20 protein-coding genes and 7 pseudogenes are annotated in these 25,942 nt (G+C 34.2%); 15 read left to right on the top strand and 12 right to left on the bottom strand.

Going from position 1 to position 25,942, the window contains the following annotated elements; genetic code table 11:
- Positions 1–24: 24 nt before the first annotated feature.
- A complete protein-coding gene (locus OPR42_RS06720) occupies positions 25–3,312 on the bottom strand; it encodes a UvrD-helicase domain-containing protein (RefSeq protein WP_265030456.1) in 3,288 nt (1,095 codons plus the stop codon).
- A 74-nt stretch (positions 3,313–3,386) separates the two neighbouring features.
- Between OPR42_RS06720 and OPR42_RS06725 the strand changes: the two genes are divergently transcribed.
- From OPR42_RS06725 to holA, 5 genes are all read left to right on the top strand, one after another.
- Positions 3,387–4,253, top strand: coding sequence for a 4-(cytidine 5'-diphospho)-2-C-methyl-D-erythritol kinase (locus OPR42_RS06725; protein ID WP_265030455.1), 867 nt, complete (start codon positions 3,387–3,389; stop codon positions 4,251–4,253).
- A gap of 3 nt (positions 4,254–4,256) precedes the next feature.
- Positions 4,257–4,604 carry an Mth938-like domain-containing protein gene (locus tag OPR42_RS06730; protein ID WP_017532635.1) on the top strand — a complete coding sequence of 116 codons (348 nt, stop codon included), beginning with the start codon at positions 4,257–4,259 and terminating at the stop codon, positions 4,602–4,604.
- The gene (locus OPR42_RS06735) at positions 4,598–5,407 is read left to right on the top strand and encodes a metal ABC transporter permease (protein ID WP_007302687.1); all 810 of its coding nucleotides are present in this window, start codon (positions 4,598–4,600) and stop codon (positions 5,405–5,407) included. The genes OPR42_RS06730 and OPR42_RS06735 overlap by 7 nt, the downstream gene beginning before the upstream one ends.
- A 114-nt stretch (positions 5,408–5,521) precedes the next feature.
- Positions 5,522–5,704, top strand: coding sequence for a hypothetical protein (locus OPR42_RS06740; protein ID WP_015588477.1), 183 nt, complete (start codon positions 5,522–5,524; stop codon positions 5,702–5,704).
- Positions 5,705–5,709: 5 nt separating this feature from the next.
- Positions 5,710–6,729: a DNA polymerase III subunit delta gene (gene holA / locus OPR42_RS06745; protein WP_265042167.1), complete on the top strand. Its 1,020-nt coding sequence runs from the start codon at positions 5,710–5,712 to the stop codon at positions 6,727–6,729.
- A gap of 207 nt (positions 6,730–6,936) precedes the next feature.
- Here holA and gltX read toward each other — a convergent pair whose 3' ends face one another.
- Positions 6,937–8,286: a glutamate--tRNA ligase gene (gltX, locus tag OPR42_RS06750; protein ID WP_064085301.1), complete on the bottom strand. Its 1,350-nt coding sequence runs from the start codon at positions 8,284–8,286 to the stop codon at positions 6,937–6,939.
- 222 nt (positions 8,287–8,508) lie between these two features.
- Between gltX and typA the strand changes: the two genes are divergently transcribed.
- Together typA and OPR42_RS06760 are read left to right on the top strand one after the other, a co-directional pair.
- Positions 8,509–10,338, top strand: a complete 1,830-nt coding sequence (typA, locus tag OPR42_RS06755) for a translational GTPase TypA (RefSeq protein WP_007302691.1) — start codon at positions 8,509–8,511, stop codon at positions 10,336–10,338.
- 333 nt (positions 10,339–10,671) lie between these two features.
- Positions 10,672–11,898, top strand: a complete 1,227-nt coding sequence (locus OPR42_RS06760) for a CCA tRNA nucleotidyltransferase (protein WP_265042168.1) — start codon at positions 10,672–10,674, stop codon at positions 11,896–11,898.
- Here the strand turns inward: OPR42_RS06760 and OPR42_RS06765 are convergent.
- Positions 11,882–12,802 carry a hypothetical protein gene (locus OPR42_RS06765; RefSeq protein WP_265042169.1) on the bottom strand — a complete coding sequence of 307 codons (921 nt, stop codon included), beginning with the start codon at positions 12,800–12,802 and terminating at the stop codon, positions 11,882–11,884. The genes OPR42_RS06760 and OPR42_RS06765 overlap by 17 nt on opposite strands.
- A 70-nt stretch (positions 12,803–12,872) precedes the next feature.
- Between OPR42_RS06765 and tnpC the strand changes: the two genes are divergently transcribed.
- Positions 12,873–14,225 carry an IS66 family transposase gene (gene tnpC / locus OPR42_RS06770; protein ID WP_264330462.1) on the top strand — a complete coding sequence of 451 codons (1,353 nt, stop codon included), beginning with the start codon at positions 12,873–12,875 and terminating at the stop codon, positions 14,223–14,225.
- On the opposite strand, the gene OPR42_RS06775 is transcribed toward tnpC, so the two are convergent.
- The 5 genes and pseudogenes from OPR42_RS06775 to OPR42_RS06795 form a co-directional block, all read right to left on the bottom strand.
- On the bottom strand, positions 14,222–15,352 hold the full coding sequence (locus OPR42_RS06775) for a coiled-coil domain-containing protein (protein ID WP_265042170.1): 1,131 nt from the start codon (positions 15,350–15,352) through the stop codon (positions 14,222–14,224). The genes tnpC and OPR42_RS06775 overlap by 4 nt on opposite strands.
- A complete protein-coding gene (locus OPR42_RS06780; protein ID WP_265042171.1) occupies positions 15,285–15,686 on the bottom strand; it encodes a hypothetical protein in 402 nt (133 codons plus the stop codon). The genes OPR42_RS06775 and OPR42_RS06780 overlap by 68 nt, the downstream gene beginning before the upstream one ends.
- Before the next feature lie 101 nt (positions 15,687–15,787).
- Complete coding sequence (locus OPR42_RS06785) at positions 15,788–16,321, bottom strand: HK97 family phage prohead protease (RefSeq protein ID WP_264374754.1); 534 nt, start codon at positions 16,319–16,321, stop codon at positions 15,788–15,790.
- A gap of 175 nt (positions 16,322–16,496) precedes the next feature.
- Positions 16,497–16,910: a hypothetical protein gene (locus tag OPR42_RS06790; protein ID WP_264377900.1), complete on the bottom strand. Its 414-nt coding sequence runs from the start codon at positions 16,908–16,910 to the stop codon at positions 16,497–16,499.
- Positions 16,911–17,185: 275 nt separating this feature from the next.
- Positions 17,186–18,236 (bottom strand): annotated as a pseudogene (locus tag OPR42_RS06795) (IS256 family transposase); the annotation flags it as partial.
- Positions 18,237–18,455: 219 nt separating this feature from the next.
- On the opposite strand from OPR42_RS06795, the gene OPR42_RS06800 reads away from it, so the two are divergent.
- Positions 18,456–19,478: an IS110 family RNA-guided transposase gene (locus OPR42_RS06800; protein ID WP_264375440.1), complete on the top strand. Its 1,023-nt coding sequence runs from the start codon at positions 18,456–18,458 to the stop codon at positions 19,476–19,478.
- Positions 19,479–19,601: 123 nt separating this feature from the next.
- Here the strand turns inward: OPR42_RS06800 and OPR42_RS06805 are convergent, their stop codons facing one another.
- The 3 genes and pseudogenes from OPR42_RS06805 to OPR42_RS06815 all read right to left on the bottom strand — a co-directional run bounded on the left by OPR42_RS06805 (position 19,602) and on the right by OPR42_RS06815 (position 21,164).
- A complete protein-coding gene (locus tag OPR42_RS06805) occupies positions 19,602–19,724 on the bottom strand; it encodes a hypothetical protein (protein ID WP_264375462.1) in 123 nt (40 codons plus the stop codon).
- 56 nt (positions 19,725–19,780) lie between these two features.
- Positions 19,781–20,174, bottom strand: a pseudogene (tnpA, locus tag OPR42_RS08930) (IS200/IS605 family transposase).
- 58 nt (positions 20,175–20,232) lie between these two features.
- A pseudogene (locus OPR42_RS06815) lies at positions 20,233–21,164 on the bottom strand (Rpn family recombination-promoting nuclease/putative transposase).
- A gap of 129 nt (positions 21,165–21,293) precedes the next feature.
- On the opposite strand from OPR42_RS06815, the gene OPR42_RS06820 reads away from it, so the two are divergent.
- The 5 genes and pseudogenes from OPR42_RS06820 to OPR42_RS06840 form a co-directional block, all read left to right on the top strand.
- On the top strand, positions 21,294–21,839 hold the full coding sequence (locus tag OPR42_RS06820; RefSeq protein ID WP_265042172.1) for a helix-turn-helix domain-containing protein: 546 nt from the start codon (positions 21,294–21,296) through the stop codon (positions 21,837–21,839).
- 1 nt (position 21,840) lies between these two features.
- On the top strand, positions 21,841–22,206 hold the full coding sequence (locus OPR42_RS06825) for a transcriptional regulator (protein WP_319803547.1): 366 nt from the start codon (positions 21,841–21,843) through the stop codon (positions 22,204–22,206).
- Positions 22,207–22,506: 300 nt separating this feature from the next.
- Positions 22,507–23,128: pseudogene (locus tag OPR42_RS06830) on the top strand (IS6 family transposase).
- Between the two features lie 163 nt (positions 23,129–23,291).
- Positions 23,292–23,960, top strand: coding sequence for a septal ring lytic transglycosylase RlpA family protein (locus tag OPR42_RS06835; protein WP_012481726.1), 669 nt, complete (start codon positions 23,292–23,294; stop codon positions 23,958–23,960).
- A gap of 322 nt (positions 23,961–24,282) precedes the next feature.
- Positions 24,283–24,465 (top strand): annotated as a pseudogene (locus tag OPR42_RS06840) (IS630-like element ISWpi11 family transposase); the annotation flags it as partial.
- Positions 24,466–24,494: 29 nt separating this feature from the next.
- Here the strand turns inward: OPR42_RS06840 and OPR42_RS06845 are convergent.
- Positions 24,495–25,306 (bottom strand): annotated as a pseudogene (locus OPR42_RS06845) (IS630 family transposase).
- Positions 25,307–25,367: 61 nt separating this feature from the next.
- On the opposite strand from OPR42_RS06845, the pseudogene OPR42_RS06850 reads away from it, so the two are divergent.
- Positions 25,368–25,913, top strand: a pseudogene (locus OPR42_RS06850) (IS256 family transposase); the annotation flags it as partial.
- Between the last annotated feature and the right edge of the window lie 29 nt (positions 25,914–25,942).

The following is a 25,942-nucleotide window of genomic DNA, read 5'->3' on the forward strand; positions in this document are numbered from 1 at the left end:
TAGATACTATAAGAACATTTGAGTTTAGATCAAAGATTGTAAGGTTAAATCTTCCATCCAAATAACCACGCACTCTACCTGCTTATCTGGGTAGACTTCTTGCACTAAGGTTTTATAGATCAACATTTGCTTTTTTATTTCATTTGATGAGGAAATAGAAACGTTATGGTGTGATTTATAGTCAATTATGATTGCTTTGTCTTCTGTTATACACAGTCTGTCTAGCCGCACTAATACTGGTTTTCCGTCAATTGTTCCACTAAGTGGAATTTCTGATTTGCCCTCCAAGTCGAACAGGTAATCATATTTTTCATTAAAGGTTAATATTTTGCTGTAAATTTCATCCTTATCTTCACTAGTGTTTATGCTATCAAGATATTTCCTAACCCAATTTTTTCTCCTGTCTTTCTCTATCTTGGGCATATATTGCAATATACTGTGAATTATTAAGCCTCTTGCATAGCTGTCTGTCGTCCCAATGCTCCTTTTTGTCATTCCAGCATTCTCATCTGTCATCCCAGTGCTTGACACTGGCTTTTTTTCTCCAGGTTCCAGCGTTACGTGCTGCAATGACATTGATAGGTTTGATGGAGGTGAAATCACTGGAACATCAAAATAATCACGTTTTTTATAAATAGAAGGGTAGTTTGCATTCATGCATAGCACTTCAACTTTTTCTTTAAATATCGGCTGTAAGTATAGTTTTTTCCTCTCATATAATGCTCCATATTGAATAACTAGATCATACCAAGAGCCCTTTTGCACTGGCTCTTTGCCTAAAATGTATAACTCATCTTCAGCACGCGTAAGTGCCACGTACAGCAAACGCAAATATTCGTTATAATCCTCTAGTTTTTTCTCTCTTTTTACTTGATTACAATAAGCATTACTATTTTTGCCACACCAAAATGGTGCTTCCGTTGCATCAAACAAAATATTTTCACTGTTTCTTGGTACTGTATTTGTGTCAACTAAAAACACTATTGGAGCTTGTAGACCTTTTGATTTATGAATTGTCATTATTCGTACAGCATTGAGTTCTGATTGCATATCGTTTTTAATCTCAGGATTATTTCCTTTGATCCACTGAACAAATGCTTGAAGAGATGGGTGCTCAAATTGCAATACGAGGTTCATAAATTCGTCTAGAATCTCGAAGCACTCAAGACCTAGCCTTGCAGCAAATTTCTTCTTGCCTGTGCGCAATATATGCGTGAATAGTGTAAGGGGGGATTCTGTCTGAGATAAATTAATTAGATAGTTTAATTCATTAGAGATAATCTCCTGATAATCTTGAAGTTTTTCCCACAACGACTGTTCTTTACGATCGTATGCAATATTGAATAAATCATCCTCAGTGAAGTTAAATAGCGGTGATTTTAAAACATTTGCAAGAGCAAGATCATTTGCCTGGAGGAGCAAAAATTCAGCTAAAGCTATTAAGTCCTGCACAGCTATGTAATCCATAATTCTAAAATAATCTCGGCCTATAACTGGTACATTTACTTTTTTTAGTTCACTTATTATGTAATCAACTAACACATTTCGCTGCCGTACCAAAATCATAATATCCCTTGGTTCTATATGACGATCTTTGGCGACTAAAATCCGCCCTTCGTTTAACCAATTGTGAATTCTTTGGGCTATTGCCTGAGCAAGTAATCGATCTGTTACTACATAATCTTTCCTCTGTATTAAATGAATTTGTAAGGCTTGCTGCTCTTCCTCTTTATACCTTGGCAGTAACGGCCAGATTTCAATGTACCCTTGATCGTTTTCTCTATATGGAATATGTTTTATCTTGTTATCATTGAAAGATATTTCTTCACGAAAATTGTTAAATATTCTGTCTACAAGCATCAAAACTTCTGGAGTTGAGCGAAATGACTTTTCAAGTTGACATGATACCCAATCTCTGCCACCGGTTTTCGTGTGAAAATATTGCTGCATGTAATTAAATAGATGGGGATTTGCTCCTTGAAATCTGTAAATTGATTGTTTTACATCGCCAACAACAAATAAAGTTCTCTTTTCATCACTGCCGGTAAAAAATTCATCGCAGAGACTTGTTATAATTTTCCATTGACTAATACTATTGTCTTGTGCCTCGTCAACAAGAATGTGGTCTATTTTTTGGTCTAGATTAAACAATATCCAATCTTTATTGCCTGGATTGCTAAGGAGATTTGTTGCTAAATTGATGATATCATCATAATCAAGCAGTGCATTCTTTGATTTTTCATTATTATATAGATCAACATATACTTTAAATATACTAAGTAAACTACTGGTTCTTCCGAATATTTGATAAGAATTCATGTCTTTTACGTGAGTGGATACTGTGTTTTGAATGCTTTCTATCATTTGCTCTGCATCTTCAAATTTTTCCAAAGTACCCTTTGTTATAATTGATGATATGCTTTTTTTTTCCTGCGATTCTGACTTCAGAAATACTTTGGCTAGATTTTCTATCTTAGTTTCATCCCACTTTATTCCGGTGTCATCCAAGTAGCTGACACTGGGATCTGCTAGGCCTGGTGTCATTCCAGTGCTTGACACTGGAATCCACATATTTTCTTTCTGGATCCCAGCTGGGATGACAGTAGAATAAAGTATCGCACTGTAACTCTGATCTCTTTTGCTTCCCTTACTTAATATTTCAGCTAATCTTTTTATCTGCTCAATCGTTTCATTCTGTAAATTGTCAATCTTGTCTGGGACGCTTAGTTTATCTTTTATATATCCTAAATTATTTTCTAGAGCTGATCTCTTTATACATAAGGTATAGAGCAAATCACGCAGCTTATTTTCATCAATTTCAGCTGCAACGATATTGATATCGTCCTGCACAGTTTCATTATGAAGCGTTTTTTCAAATACAATGGAATGCAATTCTTTACATTCGCTCAACGTACAATGTGGAGCGATACCAGCTTCTGTAGGAAAGCTGGAGATTAATTTGTAACAAAAGGCGTGTATAGTTTGAATATTAAGACCAATATTTTCCAGTTCAGAAAAAAGCCTTCTTGCTCTTGTTAAATAATCTTTATTTTCTCTGGTCACACACTGGGCTAATTGTTCTAAATCTGTGACCAATATACCCTCTGGACATATTGCCCACTTACTAAGTGTACTGTAAATGCGATCCTCCATTTCATTTGCTGCAGCATTGGTAAATGTTAAGCAGAGAATATTTCTCTTATTCTCTAATAGAAGTCTTAATACTCTGTCTATTAAGATCTTTGTTTTACCTGTACCAGCTGATGCACTTACCCATACAGAGAAGTTAGGATTTATGGCATTTGATCTCATTAGGAGTGTATAAAGTTTGACTGAAGTGGCATTTCAAGTATAGTAAATAAGATAGTGTTAGTGAAGATATACAGATGGAAAGTTTTTGTGTAAAGGCTCCTGCAAAGATCAATCTTTTTTTACATATTATAAATAGAGAAGAAAGAGGGTATCATTTAATTGAAAGTTTGGTTGTCTTTGCTAAACTTTCTAATTTTTTAGAGATAAAAGTAGGAGAAAAAAACTTTAGATATGATAACTCTACAGTTGAATTTGTAAATTCTGAGTTTAGAATAAATTATCGATATAATACTATAACGAAAGCAGTGAGTCTACTGCTTAGGCATGCTCCTGTACGCACTAAAGTCACTGTGAAGGTTGTAAAAAATGTACCAATTGCTGCGGGATTTGGTAGTGGTTCCTCAGATGCTGGAGCTGTGATACGCATGCTGGGAGAGCTTTGGAACATTGATAGGCAAATTTTAAATGATATAGCTTTAAGAGTTGGTGCTGATGTGCCTGCAAGTATAGATAGTAAGCCAGTTTTTGTCAGAGGTGTTGGTGAGGAATTATGCCCCATTAAACAATGCTCTTTACCCACAAGTCTGGTACTTGTGAAACCAAAAAAAAAGTTTTTGAATACATCAGAAGTATTTTCCAAGTATAAAGAGGATTTCTCTAATCCAATTAAGTGGAGTGATAAAACTGAGGAGAATTTGTTAGAGCTTCTTAAAGAGACAAAAAATGACCTTCAAGAAGCAGCAATAGGTTTTGTACCTGAAATTCAGAATGTAATATCAACACTAGAGTCACAAGAAGGCTCTATACTTTCTCGTATGTCAGGTAGTGGTGTAGCGTGTTTTGGAATGTTTGATAGTGAAGAAAATGCAAAAGCTGCAGCGGCAAATATCAAAAAGGAATATCCAGAATGGTGGGTGTGCGACACGGAATTAATAGTTTGATTTATGCCCTTAATTTCCAAGAAGAAAAATCTTATAGATGGTTACAGGGAAGAAAGATTTTGGGTAAATAATCAAGAATATCATGGCTCAATTATAATTTTTCCTGAAAAGGTGATTAAATTGAAAGAAAGTGATATAAATAACAAGGAGTATTTTAAATCTTTTTTAACAGAGGAAATAGAGATTTTGATAATAGGTACTGGTAAGATACGCGATTGTTCAATGAAGTCTTATCTTATGGAGCAAAAGAATTTAAATTTTGAATTTATGACGACGGGTTCTGCATGCAGAACCCATAACGTTTTAATATCTGAAGATAGATTTGTTGTCAGTTATCTGATAGCATGTTAGAGATATTTACACAGAGTTTTTTTATAAACAGTCTAATTGCGGTAATTATGATTAGCCTAGTCACAGGAGCTCTAGGGTCATTTATGATATGGCAAAGGTTATCGTATTTAGGTGATAGTTTGTCCCATTCTTCATTGCTTGGTATTGCACTTGCTTTGATCTTTAATATCAGCCCATCGGTAAGTATAATGCTCATTGCAATTATGTTTGCTATACTACTTTCTCTTAATTTTAATAAATTATACTCTGCTGATACGATATTGAACATAGTTACCAATGTAGTTTTATCATCGAGTTTAATACTTATGTCTTTTCTTCCATCAGGTAATAATAGTATTATTAGCTCACTTTTTGGTGACATATTAATGATTGACCAAAGTAATATAATATCAATTTTTCTAACCTCCGTAATAGTTACTTTGATATTAATATTTAGATGGCGCTATTGGCTGATGATTTCGATTAATCAAGATTTGGCAACAGTTGAGAAAGTACATGTTAATTTTGTTAGGCTAGAATTTTTGATTATACTCGCTATCTTTATTGCAATTTCTGCTCAATTAATAGGAATATTACTCATTGCTGCATTTTTGTTAATACCTGCTGCATCAGCAAGACTCATTTCAAAAACTCCAATGCAAATGATTATTGTTGCAACAGTTTTTTCTGTGATTTCTGGAGTATCAGGTTTGATATTATCTGCAAGTTTTGACTTATTAACTGGACCTGCAATTATACTTATCGCAGCTGTGTATTTAATCATTGCTTATTTTATAAGATTGGTGTTAAGTAGATCGACTTAATTTTGGTCTCGGAAGTTCATAATTCATTAACAAATGAGTGTAACTATCTGAGCGTAAAGTAGTTTTTGCTACGTTGTTTTTATGTGCTAATTGTTAATTTGTGGAGTGAAAGATATGGCCGAAGGATTTTTTTCTAGATATATAGGACAGCCTATAAAAAATTTTTATAATTATGTTACGGGAAAGAAAGAAGTGTCTGATGATATGCAGAATACAGCAAATCAAGAAAGCTCAGAATTGTTGGAAACTGATGTGCAATCAAATGATGTACCACCAAGTAGTGATAATATAATATAGATGGCATGAGAATCACGCCATCTAAAGTTAAAAAATTCCTTGAGAAACCCGATACTTTAAGTGGTCTATTAATTCATGGGAGTGACAATAGTAAGGTCGATATTTTTGTACAGGAAATAATTGCCAACTTGAATGAGTATTCAGTTCAGGTGATGGATTTTGCAGTAGTGAATAAGTCGCCTGGCTTGTTATTTTCCGAGTTGGCAAACATTTCGATGTTTACTAAAAAAAGGTTAGTTAAGCTGATAAATGTCAGTGGAAGTATATCTAAAGAGTTAAGAAACATATTGGATCATAATATAGGCGATCATTATATAGTAATGATAGCAAATGATCTTCCATATAGTTCTACAACTAAAAGTTATATGGAAAGCTCAAAAATTTTCGGTGTCATTACCTGCTATAAGGACAGCGGTAGTAATCTTTGTGATATTATATCAAGTTACTTGAAACAAAATGATATAGAGTGCACAAGTGAGATAATCTACCACTTGCAGTCTTATTTTAATCATAGCAAACTGCCTATATATTCAGAGCTTGAAAAATTAGTTTTATATCTAGGAAAAAGAAAAGATCTTAAACTTGCTGATATAGATCTATGCTTTTCAACCTCCGGCAATGATTATGTTACACTTGATAATCTGTGCTCTGCAATAGTGAGTAAAGACATGGGACAATTCATCAAAATTTCCGATGTATTGATATTACAAGAGAATTTTTCACCGATAGCATTAATCCGTATTATATCAAATTATTTTCTACGGCTAGAAAGCGTTTTGCTGTTAATACAAAATGGAATGAATGAACAAGCTGCAATTGACCAGCTGAGTCCTCCATTGTTCTTCAAACAATTGCAGAGTTTTAAATCTCATTTGAAAAGTTTGCAACTTTCAGAACTTAAGAAGATCTTAGAAAATTTGATGAGCTTGGAAGTGACTTGTAAAAGAACTGACTTGGACCATAAAATGATCTTTCAGCATGAGATTAACTATTGGTGTTATTCGTTCAGCAGAGTAGTAAAATAAGGTAGACGAGAAAAAACAACTAAATGTTGTCATGAAAGTAGCTGACACTGGGATCCAGAAATATGGGATATGTGTAGAAGTTATTTTAAAATACAACGTTTTGGCAAGATTATGGATTCCAGTGTCAAGCACTGGAATGACAGGAGCAGAAACTGGAATGACAAGAAATCTAATATTTTCACATTTCCTGAACAATGCTTATTGGTGTCATTCAAATACATTCGGTGCATTTAAACCTTTTGTATGATTTTCTTCTAACCTTGCAACAATGCTCTCTCTACCGATAAAAATTAATAATTTAGCGAGTTCTGGACCTGTTTCTGTTCCTGTTAAAGCGAGGCGCAACTGCATAAATAGATCTTTTGCCTTTATATCAACTGTCTGTCGAATATTTTTAACCCACTCTGATAATGTGTTTTCATTACAATCACCTTTAGGCAATGAACTTAGCGCTATTTTTATAAACTCTTTATTAAGAACCACAGGCTCTATACCAAATTTGCATGTTTTCCACCATTTGGCCACCTCAGAAAACTTTTCTATATTACTCCTTATAAAATACCAAAACTCTGAGCCAATTTGACTTAAACGATCTTGCACCATTTCAAATGGCATTTGTTGCAGCACTTTGCTATTTAGCTTATACATTTCACTCAAGCTGAATTGTGCAGATGCTGAGCTAAATTTTTTAATATCAAATGAGTTAATTAAAGACTGCATATCAACATGAGCTTCTATCGGATCAGATGTGCCAAGTTTTGCTAAATAGCTAGTTAGCGCCATTGGCTCAATCTCATCTTCTCTTATGGACTTAATATCCAACCCACCTTTCCGTTTCGATATCTTGCTATCATCAAAATGTAGTAGGGGAAGGTGAGCAAATATAGGAATTTTCGCTTTTAATGCTTTAATAATTTGGATCTGAACTGCGGTATTAGTTACATGATCTTCCCCGCGTACAACATGGGTTACATTAAAGTCAACATCATCAACAACAGAAGGTAACATGTATGTATAAATTCCATCTTCTCTTTTTACCACAGGATCGCTAATGTGAATTGTTGCAATATTTATTTCACCTTTAACTTCATCATTCCATTTTACAATTTCGTTTCTATTCAATTTAAATCTGAAATGTGGTTTTCGTCCTTCTTGCTCATAACGAATTTTCTCTTGCTCAGTTAGAAGCAACGCACCTCTATCGTAAACAGGGGGAAGACCTTGTTTTAATTGCAATTTTCGTTTAGTGTCTAATTCTTCTCTTGTTTCATAACATGCATAAATATGACCTTCTTTCATTAACTGTAAGAACACCTCGTTATAGCTCTCAAAACGCTCTGATTGCTTAAAACTTGAATTCCAATTTATGCCAATCCATTTTAGGTCTTCTATGATATTATCTACATATTTGATATCTGAACGCTCAAGATCAGTATCATCAAAACGTAGTAAAAATTTTCCATTTTGATTACGTGTGTACATCCAACAAATGAGTGCAGTGCGTATGTTTCCTACATGTAGGTAGCCAGTTGGGCTTGGAGCGAATCTTGTTAGCATTTAAATGATTACTTTAGTTTATTTTAATTTTATATAAATGTACTGCTAAAGCAAGATTCTTCTTTGTCTTGGTGTTAGTTGCTACAAAGTACAGCGAACATGAAACCTTTTTGTTAGAGTTCCATGATCTGCCTAAAATACTCTGAAAGCACGGCTTTAGTTATTTACTCTAAATATATTATACGTATACTTGTTATTAAATTAAATTTGAAATGATAAGAAATGAGTGAATTTAAATCAATCCGCAATATTGCAATAATTGCACACGTTGACCACGGAAAAACTACTTTACTTGATAACATGTTAAAACAAAGTGGCACGTTTCGTGAGAATCAAGAAGTTCAAGAACGAGTGATGGATAGTGGTGATCAAGAACGCGAACGTGGGATTACAATACTTGCAAAATGTACGTCAATAATGTGGGGTGATGAGAAAATCAATATCATTGATACACCAGGACATGCGGATTTTGGTGGAGAAGTGGAAAGGGTGCTCTGCATGGCAGATGGTGTATTACTACTGGTTGATGCTGCAGAAGGTCCAATGCCACAGACTAAGTTTGTGTTGTCAAAAGCACTAAAGGCAAATTTAAAACCGATTGTGATAATCAATAAGGTTGATCGACCAGACAGCAGAATTGATGAAGTACTAAATGAAATATATGAGTTATTTTTTAACCTTGATGCAACCAACGAGCAACTAGATTTTCCAGTACTCTATGCTTCAGGTAGAAATGGTTGGTGTGCTAAGGAGCTATCTGATGAGAGAAAAGATTTAAGCCCATTATTTTCAACGGTGATAGATTACATAAAACCTTCCGTTTATGATCAAAATGCACCTTTTGCTATGCTAGTTACTTTACTTGAATCTGATAAATTTCTTGGCAGAATATTGACAGGAAAGATTTACCAAGGAATCGCGCAAGTTAACTCAGATCTTAAGGTAATTGATCTTGATGGTCAAGTGGTTGAGCGAGGGAGATTAACTAAGTTACTCTCATTTTCTGGCTTAAAACGCGTTCCAGTAGAGCAAGCTGTAGCTGGTGATATCATTGCCATTGCAGGACTTGAGAAAGCTTCAGTTTCAGACACTATAGCAGCACCAGAAGTTACAACTGCGATCAGCTCAACTCCAGTTGACCCGCCAACAATGGCGATTACTATAAGCGTTAATGACTCACCTTTTGCTGGGCAAGAGGGAACAAAACTTACCTCAACTGTTATAAAAGATCGTTTATATGCAGAAGCAGAAACAAACGTTGCAATTACTGTAACTTTGGCTCCAAGTGGTGAAGCATTTGAAGTAGGTGGACGTGGTGAGTTGCAGCTTGGGGTACTGATTGAAAATATGAGAAGGGAAGGTTTTGAACTTTCAGTTTCACGGCCTCGAGTGCTGTTTAAAGAAGAAGATGGCAAAAAACTTGAACCTATAGAGGAAGTAGTAATTGATGTAGATGATGAGTATAGTGGAATCATCATGGAAAAACTTAGCTTTCGAAAAGGTGAAGTAACTGATATGAGACCTTCTGGTAGTGGCAGAACTAGGTTGACATTTTTAGTGCCATCAAGGGGATTAATTGGCTATCAAGGAGAATTTTTAACTGATTCTCGCGGCACTGGTATAATCAACCGTTTATTTCACAGTTATGCTCCACATAAAGGTTCAATTTCCGGAAGGCGTAATGGGGTTTTAATTTCAACAGACAAAGGCGAAGCAGTAGCGTATGCAATTTTCAATCTGCAAGATAGGGGAATTATGTTTGTTAAGCCACAAGATAAGGTATATTGTGGTATGATTGTCGGTCAGCATAGTCGTGACAATGATTTAGAAATAAATGTACTTAAAGGTAAGCAATTAACAAACGTAAGAGCTTCAGGTAGCGATGAAGCTATAAAGCTTACTCCACCAAAAATAATGACACTGGAGGATATGATAGCATATATAGACGATGATGAATTGGTAGAAGTAACTCCAAAATCTATACGTTTGCGTAAGAAGTTCCTCGATCCAAATGAACGTAAACGTGCAGGAAGGGCGAAGAATAAAGAGTAATCAACGTTCCTGATAAAAAGCTGGATGAGCTACTCGGATAACACCATCATAAAGGGAACCAGTGTCAGTTACTTGAGCAGGTATTGGGATGACAAGAGAAGGCTACAAAGGTGTCATGCAAGTGGCTCATCCAGCTTTTTTATAATCATCGAAAACATTGTATTTTAACATTACTTTTATACTTATAAGTTTCTAGGCACTGGATTTGTTGTAGACTTACTCTATCACTTTACCCTCTTATTTTACCACTCTCCTGCCTATATATTTTTATATGAGGATTTTTGCAAAAGTTTCGCATTTTTTGTAACATGATTTTCAGTATGTGTAACCTAAATGCAAATTGATCACGAAACTAGTGTAATTATTGAGGCCATAGAGAAATTTGGTGGTGAGGCAAGGCTTGTTGGTGGATGTGTTAGAGATTCAATTTTACAGCGTGACATTCACGACATCGATCTTGCTACTAATCTGCTGCCTAATCAAGCAGTTAAAGCGTTAAAACTCCGTAATATAAAAACTATTCCAACTGGCTTAAAACATGGAACTATTACTGCGATTTTAAATAAAAGATCCTTTGAGATTACAACGCTAAGGCATGATGTAAAGTGTGACGGTAGACATGCGAAGGTAGAATTTACTAATGATTGGCAAGCTGATGCTTCAAGGCGCGACTTTACGTTTAATGCTCTTTATGCAGACAAATATGGCCATATATACGACTACTTTGGTGGCATTCAGGACTTAAAAGCACGAAAGTTAAACTTTATAGGTAACGCTGAAGATAGGATTAAGGAAGACTATCTACGTATTTTAAGAGCGTTTCGTTTTCACGCTAAAATATGCATAGGAGATTTAAGTGATGAAATATTGGATGTGTGCAAAAAGCATTCGCACATGATTCAAAACCTCTCTGGAGAGAGAATAAGAGAAGAAATATTTAAACTCTTGGAATGCAATGATCCTGCTCCAACACTTAAGAGCATGCAAAAATCTGATGTTTTACAAAAAATTATTCCAAAAGAAGTAAAATGCGAAATTTTATCTTCACCACTTCTTATCAACACTAAACCTCCTACAAAACCCTCAGCGTATGGCCATACGCCTTTCCTAGATCCCACAATCGATGCACTAACAAAATTAGCGTTGCTTATTAGGACTGCTGAAGATAGAGTTAGTCTTGGGGAAGAAGTGAGCAAGTTTTTACGTCTTTCAAATAAGCAAAAGAAAAAAATATTATTTTTATTATCAAACAATATCAAAACAGAGCTTTCAGAAAAAGAGCAAAAGAAATACATATCTTTATTTGGTAAGGAATTATATTGTGACTTAATGAAGATTTGTGGTATTGAGTCTGAAATAAATGTTGATGAGTATATTTCATTTGCTAAGATGTTTAACATTCCAAAATTTCCTTTATCTGGTGATGATTTAATAACTATAGGTCATCAACCAGGGAAAAGTTTAGGTAGAAACTTGGAATTGCTACGACAACATTGGGAAGACAGCTCCTACACTTTAACAAAGGAGGAGCTGATACTTTATGCTAAGAGCCTACTCTAGTTACTCTCTGAATGTTTGATGAAGTAGTGTGACGCATGGAAGAGTTAGGTGTTAATTCGTATTCTTTTTTAGCTTTATCTGTTAATTCATATTCATTGTTTTCTTTTGAAGTTTGAACGCACATTTTCTGATCTGGAGATAAAAATTTATCTCGTATGCTTGATGCTAGTTGTAATCCTTGAATCTTATCTGAAAAACATTTCATTTCAGCTTCCGTTAACTTCTGCACAACAAATTTTTTGACTGAATCATTATTGCTATTATTTTTGTGAGCTAAAAATTCCATTAAGGAACTTATTATTGCTTGACTATCTTCTTCATTTAAATATAACCCTTTTGCACACTCTTGAACAAAAATTACCTGTTCGATAGAATGCTTTTTACCAACTTTTTCAACAACTGTGTTAACCTTAATTTCTATAATCGCTCTTCCAGATTTCATCAAATTACTTTTCAATAACTCAAGTAATTTATCACTTTCAAATTTACCATCACCTTGATTTGATAAAGATTTTATAGTTTCATCAAGCACGTTATGGCAAAAGTGTTTTCCTTCAAATTCAGGAAAACTTTTTTTCAACTTTGTATTTTGATCAGATAAAAATTTATCGAGACTGTCATTCCCGCGAAGCTTAGATAAAGTATTTGAAAATTTTAACTTCACAGAACCAGAAGTAGAAAAAATACTCTTTGTATCTGCTTTAGTTTTTTTATTAATATCTTCTGGCTTTTTACTAGCGTCTTTTTGCTTGTTTTGTAACTTTTGTTGTTCTTGATTATTTGACAATTGCTGTTGCTCCAACTGCTTTGGCGTGCTTGATAAGCTTCTCTTTAATTGATCTATTTCAGCTAACAGACCTTTATTTTCGTATCCGTTCAGAGGTGTGGCAAGGATAAAAAACAATTGACATAATATATTAAAGTAGTAATAACACAAAATGTTGATAGTAAAGTAAGGCTAGATGCTTCAATTGTTGATCAGTATTGTAGAGTTATGTAAAAACTTAGAGCAGAAAGTAGCAAAGCTTGAAGAAAAAAATAAAATCTTAGAAATAGAGAATGCTGAACTAAGAGAGAGACTCGGCTTAAACTCAAGGAATTCATCTTTACCAAGTTCAAAAGAGCTGTACAAAATAAAAAAAGACACACCAGAAGATAAGTCAGAGGGCGGCAGGAAGATAGGTGGTCAAGTTGGACATAAGGGGAATTGCCGAGCTAAAATGGAAGCAGATGAGGTGGTGAAGGTAGAGTTACCAAATAGATGCGAGTGTGGTGAAGAAATCGCAATATCGGAAAAACCATATGTCTATCAAAAAGTTGATTTACCAGAAATTAAGCCTTACGTAGTTGAGTATCAATTAGAACATGGTCGCTGTCGTAAATGCGGAAAAAGAAGGAGTAGCAAATTACCAGAAGGAGTTACACCGGATACCTTTGGTCCTAGAGTTAAGTCAGTAGTTGCATCACTAAGTGGGTTTTATAAGAATTCAAAGCGAGAAATAGCGAATATTATGAAAGACATCTTTAACATGAGTATAAGTGTTGGTAGTGTGTCCAATAGTGAAGCAAGGGTTTCGTCAAAATGTAAAGAAGCCTATGAACAAATAGAGGAAGAAATAAAAGCAAGCGAAATTTTGCATATTGATGAAACCAGTCACTACAACAAAGGCAAATTGGGATGGTGCTGGATGTTTGCCAACAATAAAGCAAGTCTTATGAAGTTAGCAGATACAAGAGGAATGAAATTTTTAAAGAATAGTGCATTTTGTGATTACAAAAACCTGGTAATTACTGACAGATATGCAGTTTACAACCACTTCAGTGATGAAAAACGACAAATTTGTTGGGCTCACTTATTGAGAAATTTCGAGAGGTTATCTCATAGTTGGAATAGTGAAGTAATGAGACTTGGCCATTGTTTAAAAGACGCAGCTAATGGATTGTTTGTATTAAAAAACGCTTTGTCAGAAAATGAAATTAGTATTTCAAAGTTCACTAAGCAAGCTAAAGAATTACGAAGATACATACAGTACTGCATGATAAAAATATCTTATATACTTGAAGCAAAAGGAGCTTCACGAACGGTAAAGGGTATTATAAAATCCGAGTCAATGATGTGGACATTTTTGGATGACCCAGAGAATATTCCATTAACGAATAACCATGTTGAGCGACAGATACGGCATTATGTTGTCTATCGTAAGAATTCATATTTTGCACAGTCAGAGCGAGGGAATAGATTTCTTGAGCGGATAATTTCGTTGTATCTGACTTGGAAACAAAAGGAATTAAACCCTTTTCAAAACCTGCTAGCTGTTGTTTCTTAAACCACACCTCTGAACGGATACTTATTTTCTTCCTGTAGTTTTGTAATATCAATTTTCGATCGATTTTCTGCTTGCTTATGTTCCTCTTGTAACTGCTTAATCTGCTTCTCTTGCTTTGCAAGTTCTTCTTTTAACATTTCTGTCAGATTCGAATGAGTTTCCTTTAAGCTATCATCTATTCCCGCTGATTCCCACTCTTTACTTTTTTCTAATGCCTGTACTTGTTCTTGTAGACTAGTAATCTTACTTTCTAATTCTTTTTTCTCTTTTTCAATGGTATTTAGATTAGTCTTTTCTTTCTCTAATTGTTGTTTAAGATTCTCTACTTCAGCATCTTTTCCCTTAGCTTGTTCTTTCAATTCATTAATTTCACTTTCTAAATCTTGTTTCTTTTTTTCAATGGTATTTAGATTAGTCTTTTCTTGCTCTAATTGTTGCTGAGTACTTTCCAATTCTCTTGTAAGGTCCTCTACTTCAGTATTTTTTTTCTTAGCTTGTTCTAATTCTGCTTTTTTTTGTTCATTTAATTGCTTTATTTTAGTATCAAATTCGTTTTTTAACTTACTAACTTCATTCTCAAGTTCTGTTTTTTGCACTCGTAGGTTTTCATTCTCTTTCTTCACAGTTTCATTTATATCTTTATTTTCATGAAATGACTTTATTAAATCCTCTTGCTCTTTTATTCTTTTCTCTAGATCAGATATAACTTGCTTTTGTTCGTTATTTTTAGTCTCCATTTCCTTTTTCTCTTGTTCTAATATTTTATTTAATTCCGTTAAACTACCTATTTCCCCATCTTTTTCTTCTAACCTTACTGAGAGCATTTCTATTTTATTTGCAAATTCTTTACTGCGCTCAGTTAATTCTTTCTGCAAACGTAATATCTCTTCAGACTTTTTCTTCAACTGTACTAAAAATTCTTCTCCTCTTTTTCGTGCAACTTTTGCTAATTCTTTATAACTCTCTTTAAGTTTTTTAATTAAGGAGTTTAATTGTTCTTTTTCCTCTTTTAAAAAATCACTCTCTAATTGTAAATTTTCAATATACTCTGCTTGATTATTATAGAGCCCAATGAACACCTCTAGTGCCTGACTTACACCTTCCAGTTGCTCCTTTAATATTTTCATTCTTATCCTCTGTCTCAACAAATTCAGTCTGAATTTCTGTATCTTTAAATGTAGTTTTACCTTCACTAATTATTTTACTTTGGACCTCTTGTGCTACAACTTCAGAAATTTGAACACTTTGATCTACTACTTCGGGAGCATCAGTTTGAACTCCATTATTCACAATAACTTTATTGTGGTGTAGGATATTCTTTGCCCATTGATTCCATCTCCCTGGCAATATTCGTCCGATTGTTTTTAGATATAGCCAAGCAAGCACAGTGGATAAGCTGTATTTTTTTTCCTTTTGTTTAATACTAGGTTCGTAATTAACCTTATTGTTAGCATTTAGCATAAAATTACCTAATTTTTAAAGTATTGAAGTTATATATATTAATATAATTATTAAATAAGTAATAATATAAATGTTAAATTGTGTGAAAATTTTTATAGATTTTAAGTAGAAATACACATGTTCGTAAGCACAGAATTTGCTTTTTCTATTGCTCTTGCTAACATTTCTTGTTCATTGTAATGATTCTTCACATTGATTACCTGAGCTGACAAATTTGCAGGGAAAGTGACTAAACTAACTTCCCATAGCTCCACTTGTTTTAACACTCGAGCTCCGCTTTCATGATCAACATCATACTCTATCGGTATATAGCCAATCGAAAGCCCGTTAATAGTTCCAGTTTTTAGCATTAAATATGCTTCCTCTGCTTTTTGAATACCAAAAAGCAAATGTGCAGTTATATATAGGCCAACATCATTTTCGCAAATATCTGTAATATTACCTATAGGCTCACTTGGGTTGTGCTGCCAAAGAAGTTTTATCTGACTTTTATTTAAGTTGTTCTTAAATGCTCCGGGTAATATCAGATCATTTTGCTTATCAACTATATTAAAAACGCTCGCATAGCCAGAAAATACTCCGTTTTCTTCTATGCTTTTTATTGATAATGGTGAATAGAGAAATTTCTTATTCATAAGTCCTCCTTGTAAATTATGGTATTGGGTTTGCCAGCGCTCTGAGCCAGCTTAAAATGTTGTATAGATTGTTTTCCTATATCTCAGGATGAGTATAAGGCACTACAATATAATTCTATTGTATGCAGTGCTTTGAAAATGGGGAAGTACTTTTTTAGTTATAAAATTTGTCATTTTATATACATAAGGGTAGGGTTTGTTGCACATTGGGTTGTTCAACAGCAGCGTTTTCCAGATTTGTAGAAACAGCTTCATTTGTAGGATTAATTATTTTTCCTAGAAGGAAGCCAAATCCCAAAGAAACAGCGGCTATAAAACCATTCATTAATGACTCTGTCCATGTTTCTCCCTCGTATTCTTGATAGATTTTAGAATATATCATTGTGCCTAAGAATGCTCCAATCATTGATCCAACCAGTTTACTTGTTTCAGCTACTCTCTGTCTTCTCAACTCAACTTCTCTTAGACCTTTATTATTGGCTTCATTCAGGTTTAAATTTCTTTCCAACTCTTCTGATGTTTTCTCCTCAGCATCTTGGGATTTTGTTGATGAACTTTTCTGTAAGTTTTCTAATTCTTGTGTGTCCATCAACACCTCACTATTAAAGCTTAAGTACAAATCATACAGCACTATAATTGTTTAGTCAAGGTAAATACTAGTATATTAAGTAAATATTTACTATATTAATATGATTGCTTAAATTCACAACTAATTGTTTGGGGGAATAAAAAGATTGTGTTTTGTAGGTGATTTGCGTAGCGGAAGGTGTTACCCCAGTTTTACAACACTGGGATAACGGTAAAAGTAGCTATATGCTCTGTCCTTGAATATTTTGTTGTTCAGTGGTAGCATTTTCGGGAGTGTTAAATAAACTGTGTCAAATCGATTTTTAACCTACCAGGAAAAAAGATATCAAGTTGAGAGATAGTAAAAGCCCAATCATGTATAGGCATAGTCCATTTCTCTCCTGCCTTCTTTATAGCACAATATACCTGTTTATGCAAGGCATTTGTGCTGGTAAATGAGCCCTTAGTTTTAGTAAATTTTCTGATCTGTCTATGTAACCCTTCAATAGGATTTGTGGTATAAATTAACTTTCTTACAGGGCCGGAATATTTAAAATAACTAGACAGATTTTCCCAATTATTCTCCCAAAACTAAAGTATATTTTTCTCCCCATTTTTCCTCCAATTCAAGTAAATAATTTTCGGCTATTTCTCTACTTGATATGTTTTTTTCAAATCATTCATGAAAACTTTTGCTCGATACATATTTCAGTGAATTTCTTATCTGATGTACTATACATTTCTGCATTAGGAAATACGCTATTTATAGCTGTAGGAAAGCTTTTTAACACAAGCTATCAGAATATCATCTACTCCTCTCTCCTTTAGGTCATTTAGTACTTCCAACCAGAACTTCACTTTCAGCCAAATAAAAACCCAAAACTTCTTTTCTGCCATTTTGCTAATATGTTATACATACATTTGCTTACACAATGCCCGTCCTCCTTGACCTTAAAAAACCATGAACACTATTGGATATACAGATTGCAGCGGACGACTGCGCCATTCGTTGATTACCGGTAACAATTTGTCAGTAATACTTGATATCTCTGCTGCAGATATTTTATATTTCTTCTACATGCGATGCTATATCCCATGCCACTGGCATATGTACTTAAAACCTTTGCTTCAAGTTCGGTTGTTTGCCTTTTTCTGACTACTTGTGGCTCAAAGCTTCCTTCCCTATCTATTGGTGTCAATAGTTCAAATACTTGTCCGTAAAGTCTTTGAATTTCTTCGGTTGTTTTTTTCGCTTTCAGCTGACAAATGGTTTTCTATCTCGCCTTCCCTCTAGCAGTTTTTTTACAAACGGTGTTAATGCACCATCTCTTTCCGTCAATGGTCTTGTATCTTGTAAAAAGCATCTAATGTTTTAAGCTTAAGCATTAGATGGAGAAGAGAAGAACTCTGTCAGTGGTCTTAGATATAAAATCTGTAAGGTAGATAAGAGTTCTCTTCTCAAGAGTACAGGCTGGACGGTATCGTAGAAAAACCTAAATGGTTCTAATTCTGTATTCACAAGACTAGCCTTACTTTTCATTTTTAATGGTAACGCATGGGGTTATATATGATCAACAACTTTTTAGGTATAGATGTATCGAAAGATCGCTTTGATGTTTTTCTCTCGTTCATAAGCAAAAAAGGAAGATGTGAAACTAGAAAAAGGAGTTTTAAAAACGAGGATTCTGGGTTTCAAGGTTTACTTAGCTTTCTACAAAAACATAATGTAGAAGAAGTAAAAGCCTGCATGGAGGCTACTGGTTGTTATAGCGAAGCTTTGGCTGAGTTTCTGCACAACGCTGGACATTCTGTTAGTGTTGTAAATCCTTATTGCATAAAATCTTATGCAAGGAGTAAGCTGATACGACAAAAGAATGATCAGACCGATGCAGAAGTTATTGCTGATTATTGCCAAAGACAGGAACCTTCTAGTTGGACACCACCTTCTCCTGAAATGAAAAAATTAAAACATCTTTATCGTTGCTCAGTTGCGTTAAAAGATGAGTTAACATTAGTAAATAACCACTTAGAAAAAAAAGAGAGACTGCTTAAAGAAGTTGCAAGTGCTTGGGAAGACCTTGCAATGAATATAGCTCAAAAAATAGAAACAATAAAAAACTCCGTACGTGAACTATTAAATCAACATAAAGAATTGTTGGAAAATTTTCAACTTCTATTGACTATTCCAGGAATAGGAGAAGAATCAGCAATAGCTATTTTAGCTGAAGTTCCTGACATAGAGGTTTTTAGAGATGCCAGGCAATTGGCAGCATATACAGGAGTTATACCACGAAATATGACGTCAGGTTCCTCTGTATATGCCAAACCCAGATTAAGTAAATCCGGTTCACAAACATTACGTAAAGCACTTTTCTTTCCTGCTATAGTAGCTAAGAATCACAATCCTATCATTATTAGTTTTTGCCAGAGATTAAAGGAAAAGGGTAAGCATAATATGGCTATCGTTGGTGCTGCAATGCGTAAGCTACTCCATATCATTTTCGGTGTTCTAAAATCCAAAAGTGCTTTTAATCCTGACCATATCAAGAATTACAGGGCAAAGCGGTTGGAGGAGAATTTAGTACTTTAAAATCAAAAAATGCGTACTTTCTATCTTATGTAAAATAGCATTTTACACAAATTTATTTAATGTAGTTGGTTAGTGTATATGTTGATAGAAAGTATTTTTTGATTTCGTAATACAGCTTAAGATTCAATTTCTATAATTTTCTTGTTGACTGACAAGACGGTATCTTCCTTCTCGTATAGATGATAAGATATTTGTTTCTAATTCTTTATAGTCTACCAAACCGGTAGTTGTGTTTGCTTGACTCATTGTCAAACCTCCATTTTTTTATCAATTTATTACTTTACTTCTCGGTTTGACACAGTTTATTTAACACTCCCGCCTTCCTGGATAGATATGTACTCTTGTATAACCTCGTCTGTCAGAACTTACGGCTCAATATCCACGTGCCCAAAGGTGCCTGCCCCAAAATTGCTTACTTAGACTTGCAAAATCTTGCATCAGCAACCTTGAACTTGTTCCTTTCAAAAGTTGTACAATTTTACTAACACTTTGCTGTGGTTTATATGATATAAACATATGAATATGATCTACTGCAACTTTGCCTGAGATAATTTGGATCTCATTTTCCATAGTAACCTGCCTTAACAGCTCCCTAACTCTAACAGCAATTTGGCCTATTAGCACCCTTTTGCGATATCATACCAAGTGTACTTTCATATCGTACTTAGAGTGTGCATTATACCCATAACGTCGCATACGCGACTATTGTAACTTGTCCTTCGCCTCAAGGCGGGACAATCCCCGAAGGGGGACACTAAAAAATTTCTTCCTTAAGTTGTGTAATGTCAGCTTGAGGAAGACCAGTAGATTCAGCTATTAAGTCAATAGATACACCAGCTTCAAGTAAATTTTTTGCCACTGCTATTTAGCCTGTTTTTCGCCCTCTTCCCTACCTTCCGCTTTACCTTTTTTATGGCCGATTGGGATGCCTTCTTGTCTACCTTCTAGTTTAGCATCATCGAGTTTTTGTTCCAAGATAGCAGCTTCTTTCTGTAAATCCATTACTCTTTCTTCATAAGCCACTAGATCCTTCTCATTCCAATGAAACTTGTCTAATTCATCATATGCTAGCTTTATTATTGGTGATTTTTCTGCTATTTTTCTTAAATCTTCATCGGTCGTTTCTTCTGCATATTTGAAGAAAAATAGCCAACGATCTACTACATTTTCTAGCTGCTCTTCTCTACTCTTAGGAAACTTTGGTAACTCAATGAAAATAAATTGAAAATCTTTTAAGTCATGCTCGTTAGTTTTTTCATCTCTTATGGTATGGCTAGATATATAATCAAGCTTATCAGGAAATAAATTACAGTTAGAAATAGCAATAAAGAAAACCTTCTTTAAATCAATGTACTTACCACCTTTATCAGCCTGCCTTGAGTAAGCCTTAGCAGCATATAATTGAGCCCGTTTTTCGAAGCCTTTATCACGAGCGAGTTGCATCTCAATCACGTATCTGGCCCCAGTAGAATCTCTGCACAGAACATCGACAATACTCTGCTTATCAGAGGCAATTTCAGGGTCCATAATGGTGCTAAGGAATTCAACTTCTTGTATAGTATTTATTTCAGTAAACCCCAAAATATCATTCAAAAAGTGGATAAGGATATTCTTATTTTTTTCAGTACCAAAAATTTTCTTAAATGTTAAATCAAGCTTAGGATCTAAAAATCTTGAGAGAGCCATAGAAAATCCACTTAAAAAGCATTAATAATTATACACAATTGTGAAGAAATATTCAACTAAAATTCAAACATAGAAAGAAGCATCCCTTTTGTATATCTTTATTTGGTAGTATTAACCTGTATAATATTTATGACAAATACCTCGATAAGGTACCAGATAGCACAAAAAGTAAGGAGCTGGAGGTTAAAACAAAAATATACCCTGAAAAACTTAGCAGACAAGGCAGGCATAAACTATCATACACTGCTAAGATATGAGCAAGGAGCATGTGGCATTCCAATTGGAAGGCTAAAAATCCTAGCAGAGTCGTTATCAATCCCTATTAGAAATCTCTTTCCAAGACAAAAAGTACTAAAAGAAAACAGTTGTTTTGATAAAGCTAAGATCCAGGAAATGTATAATTTCATAGAAAAATACAAAAGAATAGAAGGACGCAAAGCAATTTATGCATTAACCAAATCTATCCGAACTGAGGAAGAAAGTAATATAAAAGCAGCAAGAATAAAAATTGCAAAGGATCTAGTTAAGGTAGGGCTTGATACTGAGATTATCTATCAAGCAACAGGCTTATCAACCGAAGAATATGCTGATAAAGAGAGATACGAGCCAAACAGAGGACAAGAGATAAAAAAGTGGAAGAGGCTATACGCAAGAAGAATTAGCAAAAAAGCTTAATATAGGACCCTCACAGATACATCACTACGAGCAAGGGAGTGTTACGATTTTAAGTGAAAGGTTATGGAAAATAGCAAGAGAATTATCAGTGGATGTTGAAGATTTGATAAAGGAATATAAAGAAAATGATTGCAAAGATGGTGAAGCAGAAAATGAATTATTAAGTTGGGCAAGAGAATATAGAAAAATTGATAATCAAGAATCACTAGATGAACTGAATATATGGGTAGAATTTTTATTGCAAAGAAAGCAAATTTACAAAGAGAAGATTGATAAAGTAGAGGAAATGAAAGTTGCAAATAATTTACTCAAGTTAGGTTTTTCTACTGATGTTATTTCTAAAATAGTAACAACTTCTTTTACATAAAGAATTAATTTTCAATTAGATAAAATAAGCATCTGTTAATATCTTAATTTCTTGATGAAAAAATAAGTAAAAAAGATTGAAAAATTGATTTGACTTCACTCGAAAGCTATGGCCTTATGCCAATGCTGATAAAAAACAGCAGTAAATAATTAAAAACAATTTGTTATTAACGAGGAGTATATTTTATGAATAATGGTAAAAAACTTACAGAAGAAATTGAGAGAGTACTACAAAGGGTTCTGTCGCATTTGTAGGGAAGTAGAAAGAAGAATGATATAATTGTCTAAAAAAAAAGCAAAGATGTTTCGTATCAATCAAAAATTGTTGCCATATTTCAAAGGATTTAGCTTTTCAGCGGATGTTATCTGTATACATGAAATGTCGATTCTCTTTGAGCTATCGAGATTTGGAAGAAATGATGAGTATAAGGGGAGCAAAATGCTACGTTACAAAGGTGGGTTATCACCACTGATAGATGAGGCAGTAAGGAAAAGAAAGAAGCAGGTTGGTAGTAGTTGGAGAGACTTACATTAAATTAAACGGTAAATGGGTTTATTTATATACTGTAGACTTGTGTGTTAGTAGAGACAAGTCTGCAGCACTTGCATTCTTTCATAAAGCCTTCAGGAGTAACTATCTTCCTGAGAAAATTGTAATTGATAAAAGCGGCAGTAATACTGCTGCTCTTGATGATTTGAATGCAGAAATTTCTGAAGATTACAGTTCTTCAAATAAAATATCTAAATAATATTGTTGATAGATTTATCAAAAAACTAATAAAGCCAATGCTTGGGTTTAAAAGCTTCCATTCCGCAAAGATTACCATCACAGGCATAGAAAATATTCGTATGATTCAAAAAAGACAAATTATTAAAATAATGTTTCTACTTTTGAGAATTTTGCTATGTTAATGGCTTCATAACTCCTATAATCCCACCTTTAATGATCTTCTTTCCTATGGTTTATAGATGCGACAGAACCTTTTTTAGTGCTGTGCATATTTGGCAGTAGACGTTTACTTATTACTAAATTTATTATAGTATAATTTAAAATCCTCATGGTATCGAACCATTTCACTAAGTACAATGATAAAAAAACTAGCCTTTCTATGTCTAATATTCGTTTTGATGAGTAGTTGTAGTTTTAGCAATAGGTGTAATCACACTGCAGGTCATTATAAAATTGGCAATAGCTATACAATAAATGGTATCACCTACCACCCAAAATACTGTAGCTGTTACGAAGAAGTAGGAATAGCATCGTGGTATGGAATAGAAGATCATGGCACAATTACAGCCAACGGTGAAGTGTTTAATCGTCACTTGATTTCTGCAGCACATAAGACCTTGCCCCTACCCTGCTTTGTTCGTGTTACTAATTTAGAAAATGGAAGAAAGCTTGTTATAAGAGTTAATGATAGAGGGCCATTTGTTGAAGGTAGAATAATAGACTTGTCAGAAAAAGCAGCACAAGTTTTAGGACTTCATAAGTCTGGGCTTGCGAAGGTAAAAGTCGAGTACTTAAGAAAGAGGTCAGAACAATTGATACAAAATACTCCTCATTACAAAAGGCAATATGAAAAAGAAATGCAGAAACGTCACCCAAAACAAAACAATGCAGAAAGTAAGGGATATGTAGCATTTTTTGTAAACGCTCAAGTAGCTAAATCAGCTGCATCAAAGCTTCGTAATCAAGGAATAGAAAATGTTAGATTGCTTTTCAAGAATGATCAATATTGCGTAAAAGTAAGTTAAAACCTGCATTACAGATTGTGTAGCATGCCAGAAACTATTTGACAAATGAGAATGTTCCAAAAGCATGTGCGTCAAGTTGAGAAACTATCGTGAAATATAGCAATATTTAAGATTGGTATTTTATTTGTTACATTTCAGGTAGTGACAGCTACCTCAGCTAGAGCTGTAAAAAATAATCTACCACTCAAGAAATTTCATTAAAAAAATAGCATAATCTTATTTCTCGGGAGTGTTAAATAAACTGTGTCAAACCGAGAAGTATAGCTCTTTTCATAATAGTCCAAACGAGGTAAAATAAGGTTTTATAGTAGTGAAGGTAAGGATGCCAGCAGCATATAGTTATAAAAAAGCAATGGAAGCACTAGAAGAAGGAGAAAGCAGGGAAACGGTGGCAGCAAGATTTAAAATTGGAAGAAGTACGTTATGGGAGTGGCAGCAAAGAAGAAAAGAAACAGGAGATTTTCAGTCAAAAAAACTTGGAAATGGAGGTTATAATCACAAAATTATAGCCCTTCCCATAATAGTCCAAAAAGGTCATAAGAAAGAAGAATCGACAGCATGACGAAAAGATTTGAATAAAGGAATGTTTTTCCTGGTTCTGTTTTTTATAGCAAACCAATAATGTTCAATTTTGTTAAAATCTGGAGAATATGGAGGAAGATATAAAATTTCTGCACCAACTCCTTTAGCAAATCTTATTAGACTTATGAAAAGTAGCATTATCAAGGATAACAGTTTGTCCAGGTTCCAAAATCGGTGTCAGAAACTGCTCAAACCATTTATTAAAGATATCCATATTGCAGTGGCCTTCAAAGGTTAACGGAGCAATTATTTTTCTTCCACTTAAGGCTGCAACCATGCTAATTCGTTGAGTTTTCTTCCCAGATTTTAGGGCATAAAACCGCTGTCCTTTCTGGCAATACCCATAGGTTCAGTGTCCAGACTCATCTATATACACTAATTCTTTAGGTTCTTTTGTTGCTATAACCTTTGAAAATTGAGCTCGCTTTTCTTCATTTCTTTCTTTATATCCGTAGGTCTTTTTTTTCTTGTGAATCCTATATTTTTAAGTGCTCGATGAATTGTTTGTCTACTAATATTGCCCCAGCATCTCTGACTGAGTTTTGCCACCTTGCTCATTTGCAAATTCGGCAAATGAATTCCAGTCGGTAATTTTATGCCACGCTTCCAGGCTTTTTTGACTGAAAATCTCCTGTTTCTTTTCTTCTTTGCTGCCACTCCCATAACGTACTTCTTCCAATTTTAAATCTTGCTGCCACCGTTTCCCTGCTTTCTCCTTCTTCTAGTGCTTCCATTGCTTTTTTATAACTATATGCTACTGGCATCCTTACCTTCCACTACTATCAATCCATATCTTACTCTTTTTGGACTATTATGAGAAGGGCTATAAATGACCTAAAGGAGAGAGGAGTAGATGATATTCTGATAGCTTGTGTTAAAAAGCTTTCCTACAGCTATAAATAGCGTATTTCCTAAAGCAGAAATGTATAGTACATCAGATAAGAAATTCACTGAAATATGTATCGAGTGAAAGTTTTCATGAATGATCTGAAAAAAATATATCGTGCTTCAAGTAAAGAAATTGCTGAGAATTATCTTCTTGAGCTGGAAGAAAAATGGGGAGAAAAGTATCCTTTAGTTATAAAATCCTGGCAGAACAATTGGGAAAACTTATCCAGTTATTTTAAGTATTCTGGGCCAGTTAGGAAGCTGATTTACACCACTAATCCAATTGAGGGGTTGCATAGACAAATCAGGAAATTTACTAAAACTAAGGGTTCATTTACTAGTACAAATGCCTTGTACAAACAGGTATATTGTGCTATAAAAAAGGTAGAGCAAAAGTGGATTATGGCTCTACCTAATTGGGCTTTAACTATGTCTCAACTTGATATTTTCTTTCCAGATAGATTGAAAATTGAGTTGAACTAAAAATGCGGCTTGACACACTTTTTTGAACA

Origin of the sequence: Wolbachia endosymbiont (group B) of Melanostoma mellinum (genome assembly GCF_947251465.1) — a bacterium.
Taxonomy (GTDB): Bacteria; Pseudomonadota; Alphaproteobacteria; order Rickettsiales; family Anaplasmataceae; genus Wolbachia.